Below are 19705 nucleotides of genomic sequence, written 5' to 3' on the forward strand. Positions count from 1 at the left end.
ATTGTGTGTACAGACGGTTTATTGTACTTTTAAGGAAAATGCATCATGTCATGAAAATACCGAATCAGCTTTCCTTTATTATACTGCTCTTCTTTTTCTGTTTTTCCTTTCAAAGTTGTGAAAGCAAAGGAAAAGAAAAAATTGGAAATATTTTTGGAGCGAAAAAGGAAACAGAAAAGCTGAAAAATGTGGATAACTTTGATAAAAACACGCAAACCATCCATGTATTGGTTGCTTTATGTGATAATAAATACCAGGGCATTGTTCCGGTTCCTGAAAAAATAGGAAATGGTCAGGATCCTGATCAGAATTTGTATTGGGGTGCAGCTTATGGGGTCAGAACTTATTTCAAAAAGAGTAAAGACTGGAAGTTTTTAAAGTCTGAAAAAAAGGATTCAATAAGAATGGAAAGGCTTATTTTCCAGCATGCTTCAAAGAAAAACTATTATTTGGTTGCTGATGCCTATGATGGTGAGTATATTAAAAATTGTACAAAAGATTTTTTCTACAGCAGTTCAGGGCAGATGAAAGATGTACTTTCCGTTAATAATACCAAAATTGGGCTTTACGGAAATGCTAAACTTGTTTCTTTTGTAGGACATGATGGATTAATGGATTTCCAGCTTTCAGAATCTTTTAAAAATCAGGATGGACAAACAAGGGATTGTATCATTTTAGCCTGCTACAGTAAAAAATTCTTTTCCCCTTTATTACAGGAAACAAAAGCCAATCCTTTGGTATGGACAAGCCATCTGATGGCTCCCGAAGCTTATATTCTTCATGATGCTTTAACGGGATATATTAATCATGAAAATGGAGAACAGATCAGAAGCCGTGCAGCATTAGCTTATTCAAAATACCAGAAATGCAGTGTAAAAGCGGCTAGAAATCTTTTAGTAACAGGCTGGTAATATCATATTATTCAATTCAATAGAATATCGGTTATATTTTTTACAACAAAAGAGATATTTTATACAACAACTTTAAAGTGTATTAGAGATAAGTTTGCAAAGACTTAAAAATACCCTTATGAATACACTGAAAAAACTATGTTATCTGTCTGCGGCGATTCTTCTATCTGCCTCTTTCGTTTCATGTTCCAGCGATGACAACGAAATTGTAATTGAACAACAGACTCCCTCACAGGTTCTGGCTTCTACTCCATGGGAAACTACAGGAGCTAAAGATAAAAACGGTGCTACTGTAGCCTTAACAGATGCCAACGTAGCTGGATATGTAGGTTTTGCTTATTTTAAAGCAGACGGAAATTTTGCTATTTACAGCTTAACTGATGTATTGAGATCAAGAGGAACATGGTCTGTAGATGCTCAGGGAAAAACGAGAACTATTGCAGCTTTAAACCCGGATGGAACAACCATTTTCAAACGTGATGTTGAAATTCTTGTCTTAAACAGAAATGAATTCACGTACAGAATTCGTCCTAATGCTGCTGACCAATCTATTTATTATGACATTATCCATACGAGAACTCCTCATGCGGAACCTAAAAACGGACAACTTACATTAGCTTCCACTCCATGGAAAACAACAGGTGCTAAAAATAATAGCGGAAGTGATGTTGCTTTAGACAACGCCAGTGTGGCAGGTTATGTAGGATATTCGTACTTCAAAGCTAACGGAACTTTTAAAATCTTCGGATTAAACGATGTTCTAAGATCTCAGGGAACATGGACTATTTCTCCTGATGGAAAAACAAGAACTCTTGTTGCCTTAGATGCTAGTGGTAATGTACTTTTTACCCGTACTGTAGAGATTCTTGTCCTGAACGAAAATACGTTTACTTACAGAATTACTCCTGATGCAGCACAACCCACTGTATTTTACGATATCATTCATACTAAGGATTCTCACAAAGAGCCTCAGTAGTGATTATTTTTTTTGATAATAAGGAAAAACCTGTCCATTATGGGCAGGTTTTTAATTTTATTGATTCATCCTGAAAATTGAAGAAAGAGAGATTCTTCATTCAGAATGATAACTCTTTTTATTTACAACATGACAGCTTTCCTTTAATTATGTTTGGAAGGGTATAAAAATTATGTTGATTCTTACCAATATTCTTCCCACCATTTTTTCCAGGTTACATTTTCTAATTGATCCAGATCTACTTTTTCACCTATAACCGGTAAAGTAATGGGTTGATTATTTTCTTCTGCATTTTTAGCAGCCAACTCTACAGGTTCAAACCAAGCATGTTGGGATAGCTTGAATTTAGAATGATGCACAGGGATAAAGTTTTTGGCTTTTAATTCCTGTACTTCTCCTATAAGCTGATCCGGCAATGTATGAATGTAGGGCCATTTTTCATTGTATTGGCCACATTCCATGACAGCAAGGTCAAATGGACCATACTTTTCTCCTATTTCTGTAAAATGATTTCCATAGCCGCTATCACCGCCTAAAAATAAGTTTTTAGTAGGCGTTTTCAGGACAAAAGAGGTCCAGAGGGAAATATTTCGGTTCAGTAGCCTTCCGGAGAAATGTCTTGCCGGTGTTAGTGTAATTCTGAAACCTTCTGCAATATCAATGCTTTCCCACCAGTTTTTCTCGATGATTTTTTCTGGTTTCCAACCCCAGTATTCGAAATGCTGTCCTGTTCCCAGTCCACAAATTACTTTTCCTACTCTATTTTTTAATTCCTGTATAGTTTTATAGTCCAGATGATCCCAATGATCGTGTGAAATTAACAGAAAGTCGATATCCGGCATATGTTCTGGCTTATAGTAATCTGCTCCCGAAAATGCTTTTATAGATCCGGGCATTGGTGAGGCATTCCCACTGAAAACAGGATCTATCAGGAATTTTTTGCTATCAACCTGGATAAAATATGAGCTATGTCCAAACCATATCAACACGTTTTCTTCCGGGGGAAGTTTTTTCAAATCGGTGATTACAAACGGAAGAGCAGTTCTGGGAGAGGTATGCTCAACTTTGCATAGACTTCCCAAAAGGGCTTTGGTCATACTTTCGCCTTCTAATAAAGCTGGAGTGATGAGTATATTCTGAAATCTCCCATTGGCATAATTGGGAAGTGTGCTAAAGTATTCCTTTCTTTTTTCATCAGGAAACTGCCCGAGCTGTTTTACTAAATTCATTTCCTTATTTTTTTACATTCTCAGCCTTTCTTCTTCAAGATCCAGCCTTGTTAAATAATGTCTTATATATTCTTCGTCAATATTTAAATTTCTTCTGTTTTCTTCTCTAAGCCAGATGCGCTGCTGTTCCAGCGTTTCAAAGTAAATTTCTTTGGCTTCATTAGACAGTTTATGGACAGAACTTTCTTTGTCTTCCTGCTCCCAACGGTCCATCAGCCTGTTGAAATATTCGTTTTCGTTTCTTCTTTCTTTATAGTTTTCGTTGAGATATTTTAAGGCAACACTACGCATTTCTTTTCTTAAAAAGTGTTCTGATTCTTCTTCAGACAAGTACCCTCTTCCAATATCAGACAGATTGAGTTTTTTAATTAAAGCCGGCAACGTAAGTCCCTGAATAATAAGAGTTGCTAAAATCACGATAAAGGTAATAAAGAGAATGAGATCACGATGGGGAAAAGGCTGTCCGTTTTCCATTACAACAGGAATTGATAAAGCTGCGGCCAGTGAAACTACTCCGCGCATTCCTGTCCAGCTCATGAGTATCGGTGCTTTCATTCCCGGATCTCTATCAGCTACATTAATGAAATTTCGCATAATCAGGGTAACAAAGACCGCTCCAAAAGAGGATAAAAAACGGACGATAATCAGAACTGCAGTAATGAGTAATCCATACATGACTGCATCGGAAAGGCTTATTCCTTCTTTGTCTATTCCTACCATAATCTCCGGAAGATCTAGACCGATCAACAGGAATACAATCCCATTAATCAGGAATACAAAGCTTTCCCATACATTGGAACCTTTAAGCCTTGATTCTGAGGTCCGGAAAATTTCATGTCTTCTGATGGAAAGAAATAATCCACCACTTACTACCGCCAAAACACCGGATGAATGAACTTCTTCAGCAGCAATATACATTACATACGGAGCGGCCAGGCTGAGGATAGCATCCATATTGACATCGGTAGGAAATATTTTTTCTATTTTAAGAAATATAAAAGCGAGTACAACGCCTATTCCCAATCCTCCGAATACCATCCATCCGAAGCTTACTACAGCATCCTGCCAGATAAACTGTCCGGTGGCTACGGCTACCATTGCAAATCTGAAGATGATAAGAGAGGAGGCGTCATTAAAGAGACTTTCACCTTCTAAAACAGTAGATAGATTTTTTGGAACTTTTACAAATTTTAAGATAGCTCCTGCACTCACTGCATCCGGCGGAGAGACAATTCCCCCCAGTACAAAGCCTAACGCTAATGAAAATCCAGGAATATAAGAATTCGCGACAAAAGCTACTGATATAGCAGTAAGAAATACTACAATAAAGGCAAAACTGGTAATGATACGCCTCAACTTCCAGATTTCTTTCCATGAAACGGCAAATGCTGCTTCGTATAATAAGGGCGGTAAAAAAATGATAAAGATAAGTTCAGGATCAATTTTTATAGGAGGCAGACCAGGGATAAAGCTAATAAGCAACCCTGCAATTACTAGTATGATAGGATATGCAACTCTTAAACGGTTAGCCAGCATAATGGCTCCAATAATCACCAGAACCAGCCCCAGATAATAAATAAAATTTTCCACCATTTGTTTCTCAATTAATTTTTAAACCAATTTATATATTTTTTGAGAAATATGATTGTTTTTTATCTGGTTTTCAATCTTAACCGAAAAATATCTATAAGGATTTTGTTCAGTAATTTCCGAGCTGGTTTCTTTTCTTTTTTTTTTGATAGACCAAAAGTAAGGCGAGAGTTATCTTGCAAACGGAAATGTATTACCTGAAAACAGATCCATTTTACTTTTTAGGTTTTGGCTAAAGCCAAATGAATTGTATTAATATGATTTAGGCGGGCTAAAGCCCACCTCTACTGATATTATTAGCCATAAAGCATGGGCTGACGTTTATTTATACAATGGAAGTGGGTTAGAATTTATTAAAAAACAAATGGCACAGATTTTCAGAGATGATTATGGAGATTTCATTGATGGATCTCAGCGGGCTGAAACCCATTCTTATTAGCATAAACAAACAGACATTGAGTTTTAACAGTCATATCATTCATTACTAATCTACTAGCCCCACAATAGTAACGGTTACCCCGCAGCATAAGTTGGCGGGTAAGGATTAAATGGTCTCCTTATGATACATATTCAGGAAAAACGAATACTTTTTACTGTTTTTGTTCTATTTCATTATCCTTATAATAACGATTATTAAGCCACTTATCAATAATAAGACTCCTACTCCAACAGCATTATCTACAACATGTTTCATATATCTTTTTCCGTCAAACGTAAATTTTTCGGGATGAATACTGAATTCTTCAAATACCAATGGGTCTATTCTCAAATCTGGTCTGAAGCGAGCAATACCTTCGATAAATCTGGCTCGTAGCGCTCTTGCATTTTTAATGTAATACATACTTCCAAGGTGTGTTCCATCAAACACCACCTTAATTTCACTACGATCTATTCCTACAGCAAGCATCCATGTTTTGTGTTGTGTCGAAATGTATACCTCATAGTTATCTGAAAGGTAGGATGGTCCCAACTGGCTGTAAAGAACATCATCTACGCTTCCATCTTTTTTATAAAAATGTACACCCTTATCATCTACTATAATCTTTTTGATTGCTATAGCCATATTTCTTCTCATATACCGGAAAAACCGATACATAGCTACAGCCCAAACAGGATAATACAATATAGCAACTACAATCAATATCTTTATGCTCCCGGAGACTAAAAAGGGAAACACAGCAAGCACTATAAACATAATCAGCAACACTGCTCCTCCGAAAATATTCATCAGCCAGGTCATTATCCAGCTAGGTTTGGAAGCTAATGGTAAAAAATCTTTTCTAAAATTCTCTTGCATCTGTTCAAGATACGGAAAAAGTGAGAATAAAAAAAGAGCTTCAGTGTTCTCTGAAGCTCTGTACAAAATTGAAAATAAGATATGTTTTTAAAACTATGAAATAATGTGTGTTTTTTCTGTAGTCGTATTATAAATTTCTGAGGTAACATTGTCTACAAACCTCCATTCTGCAAAGGACTCTCCTGCTGTAAATTTCACATGCAGATAACCTCTTTTATAAAGATTGGCATACTCCAGATCATCGATTAGTGAGGAAAATGCCTGGGCTAATCCAATCGCCTGAGTAGGATCTGATGTGATTCCAAGATACCCTTCAAGGCCCGGTGAAGAAACAGAACTGCATGCTAACTCGGTTCCAATAACTTTCCCTTGTGCATTGGTGAGTGTTCCTAACCATGCATTGTGTGTATCACCTGCCAATACTACTATTTTTTTACCTGCAAGGACAGAATACAGCTGTTCTCTTTCCATAAAATACCCATCCCATGCATCAAGATTATAAGGTAAGGTAGTGGTAATTCTTGCTATTTCCTGTGGAGTAAGAGTAGGATCCTGAGCTTTGTATCTGGCTTTTAGAACCATCAATTGGGCAATTGTAGTCTGAAGAGCCTGCATAGTAGCCGGCTGTGCACTTCCCAACTTTTTAATCTCTGCTAAAATCTGATTAAGCAGCATCAATAATTCTGCGGGAACCATCATTTTGGTCATCAAGATCTGTTGTCCCAAGACTTTCCATTTTGCAGCATCAGCATTGATTTGAGAGCCTAGCCAAGCCATTTGTTCGCTTCCAATCAGTTTTCTGTTAGGATCTAAAAAAGCAGTTTTAAACTTTACCTGATCAAAGTTTCCGGCATTATCAAGATAATCTGAATACTCTAGCTGTTTATCTCTCGCAATCACCCTTGTATCCATCATGTAAAGGGAAACTATATTTCCGAAGTTGAAGCTTCTGTAAATTCTAAGATCTTTACCTGTTTTAAGTGGAATATATTCGCTGTATGCTTGGAAAGCAGCTTTTTTTCTTAACTCAAAATCTCCTTCATCCGGCTGATGGTTTTCTGCTCCGGATTTATAGGTATCATTTGCAAATTCGTGGTCATCCCACACACAGATAAAAGGTTTTTTCTGATGGGCCAACTGAAGATTTTTGTCGCCTCTGTACTGTCTGTATCTTTCTCTGTAATCGTCCAGATTCAGGATTTCTTTAGCGGGCTTATGAGCTCTGCCCAGTTGATTGGTGTATGGATTGGTTCCGTATTGCCCCGGAGCATATTCATAAATGTAATCGCCAAGGTGTACTACTACATCAGCTTCAGATTTAGCAATGGCTCCATATACATTGAAAAGTCCTGCAGGGAAATTAGAACACGATACCACAGCCATTTTCACATCGTTAACGGAATCTGTTTTGGATGGTAATGTAATGGTTTCTCCTGTTACACTAATTTCCTTTGTTGCTAGGTTATAGAATCTATAATAATATTTGGTATTGGATGGAATATCCTGTACATCGATTGCTACTGTAAAGTCATTAACAGCAGAAGCACTCGCTTTTCCTCTTCTTAAAACATTGGAAAAATTACTGTTTCTACTTATTTCCCATGTAATTTCTGCATGTATTCCGCCTGAATATCTTGTCCACAAAATTACTCCTGTTGCTGCAGGATCAAAACTGGCAACTCCGGTATCAAAGCCTGAATTTTTAAGATCATTAGGAGCCGTTTCTCCTTCTGTAAAATCATCATCGCTGCAACTTATAATCAGAGGAGCAATGAAAAGCCCTCCGGCTGCTAACAGTGAATTCTTAAGAAACCGTCTTCTGTTAAGTAGATTGTTATTTTCCATCAATTACTTTTTTCTGCAAAGCAACGGTATCTATGGAAGAAGGTTGTTAACTGAGTTTTAATTATTCTTTACGCTTTTTTTAAACATATGTTTAACATAGTATTTTCTTAAAACATTGATAATTAAAAATAATTTGAGAGGGCTCGTTACCCTCTCAAATCATTTATTTTAGATAATCAAAAACATCTACAGTCTTATATTTTGGACTTCGTTTTAAAAATTCACTAAAAAATGCGGCATGAGTAGCCCCAGAAATAATAAGGACTTTATCATTTTCCGAAAGTGGGATTTGATTAAGGTTAGAATACATTCTCAGATTTCTTCTGTAGTATTTGGCAGCTTCGTCTGCTCCCTCAAAATTATTTGCTGTACTTACATGAGTCAAAATATCTGCATTAGCTTCAATCAGCCCTTGTAAAGTAGATTCTTTATTATAATCAATAAGCTTTTCTTTTACAGAAAGGTTTTCCTGTTTTCCGAATCCTTCAATAAATGTGGTTATAAAACGTTTATAAGTGACATTATCTACCTGATTTTTCAGCTGCTCCCCTAATCTATAATTGTATTGACCCGTTTCCTGCTCATCTATTCCGTATATTTTTTTCACATTGGCTATTTTTGCAATCTGATAAGCGAGTAATGAAACTTCACCTTCATAGACTGTTTTAAAGTCTTTATTCTTTAAGAAGTTCTGATAATCATTCTGGATCTTTTCATTCTCAGCTGGAAGAACCTCAACACAAATAACTGTTGGTTTAAATTCAGCAAGCAGTTTTGCAATTTCCAAAACTTCTTTTTGACTTTTCTCACTTTTTGGATCAAATTTAACTTTTGCTGTATCCGGTGTTTCCCCCATATGAAAGGTAGCAAAATTAAGTACCTCTATCTTTTGTGCTGATAACCACATACTCATCAAAAATCCACAAATAACACTTATTCTTTTCATAGTTTTAATTTATGGTTCAAAAATAGAGCATGAACAAAAAGAAAACAATTCTGTATCGACGAAAAGGCTTATTTATCCGATGAAACGGTACTAATGGGAATATTCCTAAATCAAAGGTGAATAGTTAACGGCTCCTTTTTGTGGCAAAAATCATTTTCAGTCCTTTAAAAGAATCAGCAGGGATAACTTTAAATCCAAAAGGTAATAAATCCTGTCTTAGTTGATTAATGATAAAACTAAACCAGGAAGCAAATATACATGCTAAAAAAATATTTTGAGAATTTACTCTTAATAGAAGTTTCTAAATATTATAAATCAGTTTGGATAAGTAATCTGCTATTTTAATTATTGAGTGATATATTTTAAAATAAAAAAACCGCTCACATTACGTAAACGGTTGATTTTCTGTGGTCCCACCTGGGCTCGAACCAGGGACCACCTGATTATGAGTCAGGTGCTCTAACCAACTGAGCTATAGGACCTCAAAACTTGGTTAAATTTTGTGTTTGCAAAAATAGTAAAATTTCTTTCACTACAAAATTTTTTATTGCTTTTCTTGGCAAAGTTCTACCAGCACGCCGTTTGTTGACTTTGGATGAAGGAACACAACTAATTTGTTATCAGCACCTTCTTTGGGTTCTTCAGAGATAAATTGAAATCCTTCTTTTTTTAATCTTTTTACTTCCTCCAGGATATTTTCAACTCCAAAAGCCAGGTGATGGATACCTTCCCCTTTTTTTTCAATAAATTTTGAGATGGGACTTTCAGGATTACTGGCTTCTAAAAGCTCAATTTTACTTTCTCCGGTTTCATAGAAAGAAGTTACCACTCCTTCTCTTTCTACAGTTTCCTGTTTGTAGGATTCTTTTCCTAATAGTTTAGCAAAAAGTTCGTCAGAAACTCCTAAAGACTTTACGGCAATACCGATATGTTCTAGCTTCATAAATACTAATAAATATAATTAATTCGTAAATTTGATACGATCGCTGAATTTCAAAGTATCAATTCAAACAAAAGTACTAAATTTGCAGAAATTATGGAAAGTAACAGACAAAGAAAAGTAGCACAGATTATTCAGGAAGACTTCGCAGAACTTTTCCGCAAGCAGGCTGCTGACAGCAAACAAAGTATATTGGTATCCGTTTCTGATGTAAAAGTAACGGCAGATTTAGGTATTGCTAAAATTTATTTAAGTATTTTCCCTCAGGAGCACCGTATAGCGGTAATGAAGGAAATTGAAGAAAACAAAACTCAATACAGAAATTTTATTGGCCAGAAAATGGCAAAACAGGTACGTATCATTCCCCAGCTTAACTTTTACTTAGACACAGCTCTTGATGATGTAGAAAAATTAGAAAGAGAATTAAGAGGAGAAGGCGACAATCCTGTTTTATAGATCTTGAAGAATATTGCATTTTACATAGCATCCAGATACCTTTTAGCAAAAAAAGGCAGTACCGCTGTGACGTTCATCACATGGCTGGCAGTAGGTGCCATGACGGTTGCTGTGACTGCAATGTTCGTTATTATTTCAGTTTTTTCAGGTCTTGAGGATCTGAATAAAGACTTGATTTCTAATCTTCATGCTGACCTTACCCTAAAAAGTGCATCAGGTAAAACAATTAAAAACCTGGATCAGGTTAATAAGGTTTTAAAGAGCAATAAAGAAATCAGCAGCTATTCCCGTGTTATTGAAGAAAAAGTATATATAAGTTTTAACGGAAAAGGTGACATTGCCTACTTACGTGGTGTAGATTCTGCCTATGTAAAAGTAAATCCTATCAATAAAGAAGTATTTTATGGAACTTATCCAAGTTTCAAATATTCTAATGAAGTATTGATGGAAAACAGTCTTGACAATCGGTTATCCATTCCGGTAGATTCTTCCAACCATTATGCTACCGTTTTCATGCCTAAGCCTGGAACCGGAATCATCAGTAAAGAAGAAGATATTTACAATAAAAGAGACATTCTGGTAACAGGTGTTTTTCCAGGAAAAGACCAGCTGGACAATTATATTGTCTCCCCTATTGAGCTTGCCGAAGAATTATTAAGCCTTCCAAAAAAATCTGCATATCAGATCGTTATTAAATTAAGAAACCCTGAAAATGCTGATGCTGTAAAACAAAATCTACTATCTTCTTTCGGTAAAAATATTGAAATCAAAACTAAAGAAGAGGAAAATGCAGCCTTCTGGAAGATGATTAATACTGAAAAACTATTCATCTATCTGATTTTTGCACTGGTTATTTTCATCACAACTTTTAATCTTGCAGGTGCTATTATTATCTTGCAGCTTGACAAAAAAGAACAGGCAAAATCTCTTATTTCTTTAGGGTTTCCTTTAAGCCACTTAAGAATGACCTATTTCTACACCGGACTTCTTATTGTTGTTTCCGGAGTGATTACCGGTTTAATCTTTGGAACAGCTTTATGTTATTTCCAGCTTTACACAGAATTCTTCAGAGCAAATGAAGTATTACCCTTCCCTGTTAAAATAGTGGGTAAAAATTATCTTATTGTTGCTCTTACCGCTTCCATATTTGGAATTGCGATCTCGTGGTTCTTCTCCAAAATCAGTAAAGAGTATATTACTAAAAGTTAACATACTACACTTACACATTTAACATCAAAAGCATTTTCAGCTTTCATTTTTTTGTACCTTTACGCCCCAATTTTAAAAAAATGAAACGAATTTTATCTTTTTTTTTATTAAGCTTTGCAATCATCAATGCATTAGCACAAGCACCCGCTGGTTATTATAGTGCAGCAGACGGTTTAACAGGAGCTCCTCTTAAAACAGCCCTTAAAGCTATTATTACCTCTGGACACCTGGATAAAGGCTATGGAGGTTTATGGACAGCTTATTATACCACAGATCGTGATACAAACACAAACTTCGAAAACGATGGAACCATTTTAGACATCTACTCTGAAAAGCCTAACGGATCAGATCCTTACAACTTCACTGTAGGTACTAACCAATGTGGAACCTATTCTAACGAAGGAGATTGTTATAATAGAGAACATATTGTTCCTCAAAGTTTATTCAATAAAGCTTCCCCAATGGTTGCAGACATTCACTTTATCCGTCCTACAGATGGAAAAGTTAACGGAATGAGATCCAATTATCCTTTTGGTAAAGTAGGTTCTGCTACTTTTACTTCAGATAATGGTTCTAAATTAGGTAATTCAGTTTCACAAGGATATGGTGGAACAGTATTTGAGCCAATTGATGCTTTCAAAGGAGACGTTGCCAGAATGATATTCTATTTTGTAACAAGATATGAAGATAAGCTTTCTACATTCAGCACTGGTAATATGCTTGGAGGATCTGCTTTCCCTGGTCTTCAACAATGGGAACTTCAACAGCTTTTAGCATGGAATGCGATGGATCCTGTATCTCCTGAAGAAATAAACAGAAATAATGCTGCCTTCCCGTTTCAAGGAAATAGAAACCCTTTCATTGACAATTCTGCTTATGCTGATTTAATCTGGGGATCTCCAGTTGTGGATAACCAAGCTCCTACGGCACCTACTAATCTGGCTACAAACACTCCAACTTCAAACTCTATTTCATTAAGCTGGAATGCATCAACAGACAATGTTGGCGTAACTGGTTATGATATTTATGTAAATGATATATTTAAATCCACTGTTTCCGGAACATCAACAACGGCTACAGTATCAGGATTATTACCACTTACTTCATATACATTCCATGTCATTGCAAAAGATGCATTTGGAAATACATCTCCAAAAAGTAATGTTGTCCCAGGGACTACTCTTGACGGCCCGGTAAACGCAGTAAATTGTGGTGATGAGAATTTCACTAATATTCCTGCTAATGCAAGCGATTATAAAACCAGAACATGGACAAACAACAATGTAAGCTGGACTGCAACACTTGCAAGAACTGATCAAACTATTAGCGGTAAGGCAATAACACTTCAAGGAGGTGATCTAACCAGTTCTAATGTACCTGGCGGAGTTCAAACATTAACGCTAACTACTCAACGTAAATTTAACGGAGGAGATGGCAACCTGAATGTTTTTGTAAATAATAATTTAGCAGGAACAATTCCTTACAGCGCATCAGTAGCAACTAACTTCATTAATGTAAACGTTTCAGGCAATGCTGTTATTAGAATTGTAAACCCGAACAACAATGATAGAGTAGCAATTGATGATCTTAAATGGACATGTTACGGCGGAGCATTAGCAACTTCTGAAATCAAAAAAGATAAATCAGAATTCACCATCTACCCTAATCCTGTAAAAAACAATGAACTGTTTGTAAAAGGAGAAAACCTTAGCAAAATTTCAAAAGCTGAGATCTATGACCTTTCAGGAAAAGTAATTGAAACACTTCCTAATCCATTCAAAAATTCAAATAAAATTAATCTTAAAGGGTTAGTAAAAGGAACTTACATCTTAAAAACAGATAATTTCTCTACTAAATTTATCGTAGAATAATTATTACAAAATATTTCAAACTAAAGGCCGGATTTATCCGGTCTTTTTTTTAATTTTGATGTATGGATTCCAATAAAAAATTAGGATTGATAGGAAGAAATATTTCCTATTCATTTTCTAAAAAATTCTTCGAAAATAAGTTCCAAAAGCTTATGCTTAAAGGTTTCTCCTATGATATTTTTGATTTGAATGAAATTGATGAAGTAGAAAACCTTTTCTCCTCACCTGAATTGCTAGGTTTTAATGTAACCATACCTTATAAAGAACAGATCATCAGCTATCTTGATGAATTAAGTGATGAAGCTGAGAAAATTGGCGCTGTGAACTGTGTTTTAATTCAGGACGGTAAAAAAACCGGATACAATACAGATGCTTTTGGTTTTGAAAAAACCCTTCTTCTTCACCAAAAACCATCACAAGACAAAGCATTAATCCTGGGTAACGGAGGCGCTGCAAAAGCAGTAAAATATGTTTTAGACAAACATAATATTCCATCCCAAACCATTTCAAGAAGTACAGAAATCAATTTTGAAAACCTGGATAAGGAGACCGTACAGGAACATAAAATTATTATCCAATGTACACCGGTAGGCACATTTCCGAATGTTGAAGACTGCCTGAGCTTTCCATTTGATGCACTTTCTCCGGAACATTTAGTTATCGATTTAATTTATAACCCAAACTATACACAGTTTATCATCAACGCATCTGAAAAAGGGGCAAAAACGGTAAACGGTTATTATATGCTTGAACAGCAAGCAGAAAAAGCTTGGGAAATTTGGAATTTTCAAAAAAAATAACATAAATTAGTACTTTAATTACCCTTACAGCTATATATAAAGGATATTAACGCCACTCACATAAAAGATTTGCTATGACTACAGAAAACAATCTTTCTGAAAACGAAGAAAAGAAAAATCCTAACGAAGTATCTCAGGAGACATCGGAAAACACTGTTTCTCATGATGCCCATCCCCATGAAGATGATGCTGAACACCTGGAAGAACATGAAGAAGTTGAAATCTCTCTGGCTGATGCCCTGAAAGAAATGGAAAAACTCATCAATGCACCTAATGCCGGTGAGAACTCCAAAAGATTCATTCAGTTAAAAGAAAAAGCAAGTCATCACATCCATGATGAAGTGGAGGATAAAAAGCACGAGTTTGCAGAAACTGGAAATGCTGCTGAAACATTCAGTTATGAACACCCCTTACAGGCTAAATTCTCTGCTTTAGTTAATATCTTCAGAGAAAAACATGACGAATTCCAGAAAGGACAGGAAGAAGAACAGAAAAAAAATCTGGAGCACCGTCAGAATATTATTGAAAGATTAAAAAATCTATATACCAATTCCGAACCGGGAGTCAATCTTTTCAAATCTATTCGTGAGATTAAAGAAGAATGGTCAAAAGCCGGACAGGTTGCCAAATCTGAATTCAAAATCCTTAACAATAACTATTTCCACCATCTGAACCAGTTCTATCAAATGCTGGATTTAAATAAGGAATTTTTGGAGCAGGAATACAGCCACAACCTTGAAAAAAGACAGCACATTATTGCCCGTGCTCAGGAATTGGAGAATGAACCTGTTATCCAAAAGGCTTTAAATGAACTTCAGTATCTTCACAAACTTTGGAAAGAAGAAGCAGAGCCTGTAGCAGAAGAATTCCGTGAAAAAACTTGGGAAGAATTCAAAGAGATCTCCAATAAAATTCACGAAAGAAAATCTGAACTTTCTGCATCTATTGAAAAAGAACAGACAGCTAATCTTGAAAAGAAAAGTCAGATTATTGCTGAAATCAAGAAGCTTTCAGAACCTTCAGAAACTCCTAACCATAATTACTGGCAAAATGCCATCAAAAGAGTTGAAGATCTTCGTTCTGACTTCCTGAAAACCGGAAGTGTTCCAAGAAAACTATCCAACCAAAATTGGAATGATTTCAAAACAACCCTTAGAGGCTTTAATACCACAAAAAATAATTATTACAAATCCTTAAAAGGTTCTCAGCAAGCTAATCTGGAAGAAAAATTAAAATTAATCCAGACTGCTCAGGATAATCAGGGTAATGAAGAATGGGATATCTCTGTTCCATTATTCAAAAAACTTCAGGAAGACTGGAAAAAGATTGGACACGTTCCAAAGAGCATGACCAATAAAATCTGGGATGAATTCCGTGATGCTTGTAATGCTTTCTTCAACAACTACAGAGAAAAGAGCAATACTTCTACCGACAACTGGAAAGAAAATTACAAAAACAAGAAAATCCTTCTTGACGAATTGAAATTGGTTTCCAACGATGAAGGAAGCATTGAAAAAATCGAAGCGATTAAAACAGCTTGGAATAATATCGGAAAAGTTCCAAGAGATAAAATTGCTATCAACTCTGAATTCAATAAGACTTTAAGAGAAAAACTGAAGATCAATAAAATCAATGAGCTTGAACTGAAAGAAGAAGGATTATCAGAAAATCAACTTACTGACAAAGCAAGAAAGATTAAAAATCAGATTTCTGATCTTGAAGCTGAAATTGTTAAGCTTGAAAATAACCTTGCATTCTTCAATAAACCATCAAGAGAGAATCCTCTATTAAGAGATACTTACAACACCATTGATGAAAAGAAAGCTCATTTGGAAACTTTAAAGCAAAATCTCCACAGTATTATTGCCGGAGAATAAATCTTAACAAAATAAATAAGGGCGGAGCAAAGCAATTTGTCTTCGCTTTTTCTTTTTATACGCTATGAATAACGACGAACTCTATATTAAAAGATGCATTGAATTGGCTCAAAAAGCCCTTGGAAAAACCTACCCTAACCCTCTTGTGGGAAGTGTGATTGTTCACAACGGAGAAATTATTGGCGAAGGATACCACCACAAAGCTGGAGAAAACCATGCAGAGATCAACGCCATCAATTCAGTAAAGGATAAAAGTTTGATTCCGGAATCAACCATCTATGTTTCTTTGGAACCATGTGCTCATTATGGAAAAACACCACCATGTGCTTTAAAGATTAAAGAACTGGGCTTTAAAAAGGTAGTTATTGGAGCTATGGATTCTCATGATAAAGTTAATGGAAAAGGGAAAAAGATTATTCAGGATGCAGGAATAGAAGCAGTTTCTGGGATTCTTGAAGAGGAATGTATTGAACTGAATAAAAGGTTTTTCACCTATCATGAAAAGAAAAGACCTTATATCATCTTAAAATGGGCTGAATCCCGTGATGGATTTTTAGATAAAGATTTTAAACCAACAGCTGTTTCAAACGCTTTGGTTAACCAGTTTGTTCACCAGTTAAGAGCAAATGAACATGCAATTCTCGTTGGAACTCAAACCGCTTTAACGGACAACCCTGGCCTTACTGTAAGAAATGTTGAAGGAATTAATCCGGTTAGAGTTCTTATTGACTTTGATCTGAAAGTTCCTGAAGACTTCAAAATTTACAATAACGAAGCCAAAACTTTAGTCTTAAACGCTATTAAAGAAGGAACGGAAGACCACATCCAATTCATTAAGATCGAAAAAGATAATTTCTTGTCCGATTTGATGGAAACTTTATACAACGAACATATTCAGTCTATCATTATTGAAGGAGGTTGCTTTACCTTACAGCAATTTATTGATGCCGGTCTCTGGGACGAAGCTATCGTTATTAAAAATGAAAATCTGAAACTGGAAAACGGGACAAAAGCTCCGGAATTCACTCAGAATCCTTACAACACAGAAAACTATAGAGATAACACCATTTCTTTTTTTAAATCAAAATAAAACCTATTTCTCACCGCCAAATGAAATAATTTATTTACCTTAGTAAGATCCAAAAAAAATTTTACCATGAAAAACTTAAAGAAAGTTTCAAGACAAAGCTTAAAAAAAGTAAAGGGAGGTATAGCGCCTGAATGCTGTTCTTTTTACCCACCTTCATTACAACACTGCTGTGCAACCCCATCAAGTATGAGTTGTCCACCCCCTTGGGCAGACGGATCATTCCCATGCTAATATTATGAAACCGTACAAATTAGTCAAACTAAAAATAGTATCATGAAAAATTCAAAAAAACTATCCAGAGCAGGATTAAAAACAATTCAGGGAGGTGCTGTTTTCGTAACATGTACATTACCTAATGGACAACCAACAAGATGTAGAGACAGATGTCCTCAGGATTTCTGTGGCCCTACAAGCTATATGTGCCTGATTCCTATGGACCTTTGCGGAGATGGAATTTAATAGAATTACATTCAAAAAATATATAAGCCGTCAAATTTTGATGGCTTATACTTTTTTAAATACAAACTATTGATACTTTTACTAGTTTTGCAAAAAACTAATAATAATGTACAAATACTTTTCTATTCTTTTCTTGAGCTTAGTCTCCTTCATCAAAGCCCAAGAATGGAAATTTTTAACTCCTGTAAAATCTTTTTCAACCATCACTAATCTGGAGGTTACGCCAGATCAAACATTATACATGCTTGATCAGTCTCAATATGGAATCGTAGCATCTTCAAAGGATGGAGGAAAGACCTGGAAAAAGCTCTTCAGAAATGAAATATACAGAGATATTCAAATGCTCAATAATAATATTGGATTTGTATTAACCCAAACCGGAATTTATAAAACCACAGATGGATTTAAAACTTCTGTTTCTAAATCAGCAAATGCTGCTTTTTTAAGAAGTTTCTATTTTGTAAATGAATCTACAGGTTTTCTTGGAGGTAATTCAGGCGTTATATACAAAACATTAAATTCAGGAAATTCTTTCTCTTTTGTTTCATTACCGGAGCAAAGTAATATAAATGATATCTATTTTATAGACGAGAATATTGGATTTGTGTGCGCCGCCAATGGAAAAGTCTATAAAACAATAAACCAAGGAACAACCTGGACTGCTACAAGCTTAAGCACAACCAGCATCAATAAAATTCTTTTTATGAACAGTACAGATGCTTTTATTGTAGGAAATAACGGTAAACTCTTTAAAACAAATGATCAGGGAGCAAACTGGTCTCCTGTAAATATTTCAGCAACCTATAATCTAAATGATATAAAACTGTACTCCAACCAGCTTTATATTGTTGGCGATGACAATAGACTGTATAAGTCTTCAGATATGGGACAAAACTGGACGAATCAAAGATTAATTAATACTTATCCTTACTTCAACCTTAATTCCATTGGAATCATCAATGGTAATATGATCGTTGGAGGTGAATCAAACATTTACAAATCTACTGATACCACCAACTGGAGCTTATTAGTTCCTGGCGTTTATCCTTCTGAGTTAAAAAGCATTTCTTTTGCAAATGATAACCAGGGAACTGTCATAGGAAATGGATCTACCGGATTCTACAGTGTTATTTACCGTACAACTGACGGTGGACACACTTGGATTAATCAAACAGCAACATTTACATCGAACGCTTTTAAAGGGGTACAGTTAAAAGAAAACGGAAAAGGTATTCTTGTTGGGAATGGAAATTATTCTTTAACATCAAATTTTGGTCAAACATGGAATAGTTCCGGTTCAACTAATCCAGTAACATATCTTTCCGCATTCTGGATTAAAGATAATGGAGATGTCTTATTAGGTACTGCATCACCTTATATAACCCCTCCAAATGGAATACATTTAATATCACCACCATCAACAGCTTCCCAATTTACCGAAATGGGAGAAATAGAATCTATTCAGTTCTATAACGATATGATTGGCTATGCAGGCGGCTCCCGAAAACTGTATAAAACTACGGACGGGGGAATTACCTGGAATTCTATTTTCGAAGCAACAGGTTATCTAAATTCTGTAAATGTAATTAGTGCCTCTAAAATTTCTATAACAGCCAATTATGGAAAAGCATATATGAGTACTAATTCAGGAGCAACATGGGTAGAAACTACAAATTCTGTTTCTTCTAAATATTATTTTCTCAATGAAAATCTAGGCTATTACTATGATTCTAGTAACGCTCTCTACAGAACTACAGACGGAGGTGCTACCTCACAACTTGTTGTTTCTGCTGCAAGCAATGAAGATTTAGATCTTGTAAATATTAATGCTTATAAATATTTTAATAACAAAGTTATAGTTGTAGGAAATTATTCAGATATCTATATCGTTGACTTTCCGAATGCATCTTTAGCAACCAATGAAAATGATATTGTAAGCAAAAATGACTCAAAGCTATTATTATATCCTAACCCCACAAGTTCTTCCGTTTTTTTTAAAACAAACGTCATTTTAGATAAAGTTCAGGTTTATGATACAAATGGAAAAACAGTTCTATTTAATAAAGAAAATAACGGCATCAATATATCACATTTACCACAAGGAGTTTACTTTGTCAAATTTGAATCCAATGGAAAATGGTTTACCCAAAAAATAATAAAAAAATAAAAATACTGAAGAAGCTGTCGGAATTCCGACAGCTTCTTTTCT

The 19705-nt window shown here is 35.3% G+C and carries 17 protein-coding genes and 1 tRNA gene; 11 read left to right on the plus strand and 7 right to left on the minus strand.

The annotated features are described in order from the left end of the window. Positions 1-50 precede the first annotated feature (50 nt). On the plus strand, positions 51-911 hold the full coding sequence (locus tag BLS98_RS21510) for a hypothetical protein (protein WP_228425284.1): 861 nt from the start codon (positions 51-53) through the stop codon (positions 909-911). Positions 912-1029: 118 nt separating this feature from the next. Beyond that, positions 1030-1887: a DUF4822 domain-containing protein gene (locus BLS98_RS23450; protein ID WP_167356267.1), complete on the plus strand. Its 858-nt coding sequence runs from the start codon at positions 1030-1032 to the stop codon at positions 1885-1887. 182 nt (positions 1888-2069) lie between these two features. Here the strand turns inward: BLS98_RS23450 and BLS98_RS21520 are convergent, their stop codons facing one another. The 7 genes from BLS98_RS21520 to mce form a co-directional block, all read right to left on the minus strand. Then, a complete protein-coding gene (locus BLS98_RS21520) occupies positions 2070-3116 on the minus strand; it encodes an MBL fold metallo-hydrolase (protein ID WP_089739320.1) in 1047 nt (348 codons plus the stop codon). Positions 3117-3128: 12 nt separating this feature from the next. After that, the gene (locus tag BLS98_RS21525; RefSeq protein WP_089739323.1) at positions 3129-4709 is read right to left on the minus strand and encodes a Na+/H+ antiporter; all 1581 of its coding nucleotides are present in this window, start codon (positions 4707-4709) and stop codon (positions 3129-3131) included. Between the two features lie 601 nt (positions 4710-5310). Further along, on the minus strand, positions 5311-6003 hold the full coding sequence (locus BLS98_RS21530) for a hypothetical protein (protein WP_089739325.1): 693 nt from the start codon (positions 6001-6003) through the stop codon (positions 5311-5313). A gap of 93 nt (positions 6004-6096) precedes the next feature. Next, a complete protein-coding gene (locus tag BLS98_RS21535) occupies positions 6097-7848 on the minus strand; it encodes an alkaline phosphatase D family protein (RefSeq protein WP_089739328.1) in 1752 nt (583 codons plus the stop codon). Positions 7849-8011: 163 nt separating this feature from the next. Continuing rightward, the gene (locus BLS98_RS21540) at positions 8012-8794 is read right to left on the minus strand and encodes a DUF5694 domain-containing protein (protein WP_089739329.1); all 783 of its coding nucleotides are present in this window, start codon (positions 8792-8794) and stop codon (positions 8012-8014) included. A gap of 408 nt (positions 8795-9202) precedes the next feature. Then, positions 9203-9276: transfer RNA gene (locus BLS98_RS21545), tRNA-Ile, on the minus strand. A 62-nt stretch (positions 9277-9338) separates the two neighbouring features. Continuing rightward, positions 9339-9737: a methylmalonyl-CoA epimerase gene (gene mce / locus BLS98_RS21550; RefSeq protein WP_047095995.1), complete on the minus strand. Its 399-nt coding sequence runs from the start codon at positions 9735-9737 to the stop codon at positions 9339-9341. Between the two features lie 93 nt (positions 9738-9830). On the opposite strand from mce, the gene rbfA reads away from it, so the two are divergent. From rbfA to BLS98_RS21590, 9 genes are all read left to right on the plus strand, one after another. Further along, the gene (gene rbfA / locus BLS98_RS21555; RefSeq protein WP_089739331.1) at positions 9831-10190 is read left to right on the plus strand and encodes a 30S ribosome-binding factor RbfA; all 360 of its coding nucleotides are present in this window, start codon (positions 9831-9833) and stop codon (positions 10188-10190) included. A 3-nt stretch (positions 10191-10193) separates the two neighbouring features. Further along, on the plus strand, positions 10194-11399 hold the full coding sequence (locus BLS98_RS21560) for an ABC transporter permease (protein WP_089739333.1): 1206 nt from the start codon (positions 10194-10196) through the stop codon (positions 11397-11399). Between the two features lie 80 nt (positions 11400-11479). Next, positions 11480-13270, plus strand: a complete 1791-nt coding sequence (locus tag BLS98_RS21565) for an endonuclease (RefSeq protein WP_089739335.1) — start codon at positions 11480-11482, stop codon at positions 13268-13270. Between the two features lie 62 nt (positions 13271-13332). After that, positions 13333-14070 carry a shikimate dehydrogenase family protein gene (locus BLS98_RS21570; protein ID WP_089739338.1) on the plus strand — a complete coding sequence of 246 codons (738 nt, stop codon included), beginning with the start codon at positions 13333-13335 and terminating at the stop codon, positions 14068-14070. Positions 14071-14144: 74 nt separating this feature from the next. Next, the gene (locus tag BLS98_RS21575) at positions 14145-15947 is read left to right on the plus strand and encodes a DUF349 domain-containing protein (protein ID WP_089739340.1); all 1803 of its coding nucleotides are present in this window, start codon (positions 14145-14147) and stop codon (positions 15945-15947) included. 64 nt (positions 15948-16011) lie between these two features. Continuing rightward, positions 16012-17037 (plus strand): bifunctional diaminohydroxyphosphoribosylaminopyrimidine deaminase/5-amino-6-(5-phosphoribosylamino)uracil reductase RibD, encoded by a 1026-nt coding sequence (gene ribD / locus BLS98_RS21580; protein WP_089739342.1) that lies wholly within the window; start codon positions 16012-16014, stop codon positions 17035-17037. A gap of 66 nt (positions 17038-17103) precedes the next feature. Beyond that, the gene (locus BLS98_RS23830) at positions 17104-17268 is read left to right on the plus strand and encodes a bacteriocin-like protein (protein WP_164466604.1); all 165 of its coding nucleotides are present in this window, start codon (positions 17104-17106) and stop codon (positions 17266-17268) included. A 42-nt stretch (positions 17269-17310) separates the two neighbouring features. Further along, on the plus strand, positions 17311-17496 hold the full coding sequence (locus BLS98_RS21585; protein WP_089739344.1) for a bacteriocin-like protein: 186 nt from the start codon (positions 17311-17313) through the stop codon (positions 17494-17496). Between the two features lie 106 nt (positions 17497-17602). Next, on the plus strand, positions 17603-19663 hold the full coding sequence (locus BLS98_RS21590) for a YCF48-related protein (RefSeq protein WP_089739346.1): 2061 nt from the start codon (positions 17603-17605) through the stop codon (positions 19661-19663). The last annotated feature ends 42 nt before the right edge of the window (positions 19664-19705 follow it).

This window comes from Chryseobacterium jejuense, assembly GCF_900100075.1.
GTDB classification, from domain to species: domain Bacteria; phylum Bacteroidota; class Bacteroidia; order Flavobacteriales; family Weeksellaceae; genus Chryseobacterium; species Chryseobacterium jejuense.

Coding starts and splice junctions, on each gene's coding strand:
- BLS98_RS21510 (WP_228425284.1), top strand. CDS start 51: ATGAAAATACCGAATCAGCTTTCCTTTATTATACTGCTCTTCTTTTTC.
- BLS98_RS23450 (WP_167356267.1), top strand. CDS start 1,030: ATGAATACACTGAAAAAACTATGTTATCTGTCTGCGGCGATTCTTCTA.
- BLS98_RS21520 (WP_089739320.1), bottom strand. CDS start 3,116: ATGAATTTAGTAAAACAGCTCGGGCAGTTTCCTGATGAAAAAAGAAAG.
- BLS98_RS21525 (WP_089739323.1), bottom strand. CDS start 4,709: ATGGTGGAAAATTTTATTTATTATCTGGGGCTGGTTCTGGTGATTATT.
- BLS98_RS21530 (WP_089739325.1), bottom strand. CDS start 6,003: ATGCAAGAGAATTTTAGAAAAGATTTTTTACCATTAGCTTCCAAACCT.
- BLS98_RS21535 (WP_089739328.1), bottom strand. CDS start 7,848: ATGGAAAATAACAATCTACTTAACAGAAGACGGTTTCTTAAGAATTCA.
- BLS98_RS21540 (WP_089739329.1), bottom strand. CDS start 8,794: ATGAAAAGAATAAGTGTTATTTGTGGATTTTTGATGAGTATGTGGTTA.
- mce (WP_047095995.1), bottom strand. CDS start 9,737: ATGAAGCTAGAACATATCGGTATTGCCGTAAAGTCTTTAGGAGTTTCT.
- rbfA (WP_089739331.1), top strand. CDS start 9,831: ATGGAAAGTAACAGACAAAGAAAAGTAGCACAGATTATTCAGGAAGAC.
- BLS98_RS21565 (WP_089739335.1), top strand. CDS start 11,480: ATGAAACGAATTTTATCTTTTTTTTTATTAAGCTTTGCAATCATCAAT.
- BLS98_RS21570 (WP_089739338.1), top strand. CDS start 13,333: ATGGATTCCAATAAAAAATTAGGATTGATAGGAAGAAATATTTCCTAT.
- BLS98_RS21575 (WP_089739340.1), top strand. CDS start 14,145: ATGACTACAGAAAACAATCTTTCTGAAAACGAAGAAAAGAAAAATCCT.
- ribD (WP_089739342.1), top strand. CDS start 16,012: ATGAATAACGACGAACTCTATATTAAAAGATGCATTGAATTGGCTCAA.
- BLS98_RS23830 (WP_164466604.1), top strand. CDS start 17,104: ATGAAAAACTTAAAGAAAGTTTCAAGACAAAGCTTAAAAAAAGTAAAG.
- BLS98_RS21585 (WP_089739344.1), top strand. CDS start 17,311: ATGAAAAATTCAAAAAAACTATCCAGAGCAGGATTAAAAACAATTCAG.
- BLS98_RS21590 (WP_089739346.1), top strand. CDS start 17,603: ATGTACAAATACTTTTCTATTCTTTTCTTGAGCTTAGTCTCCTTCATC.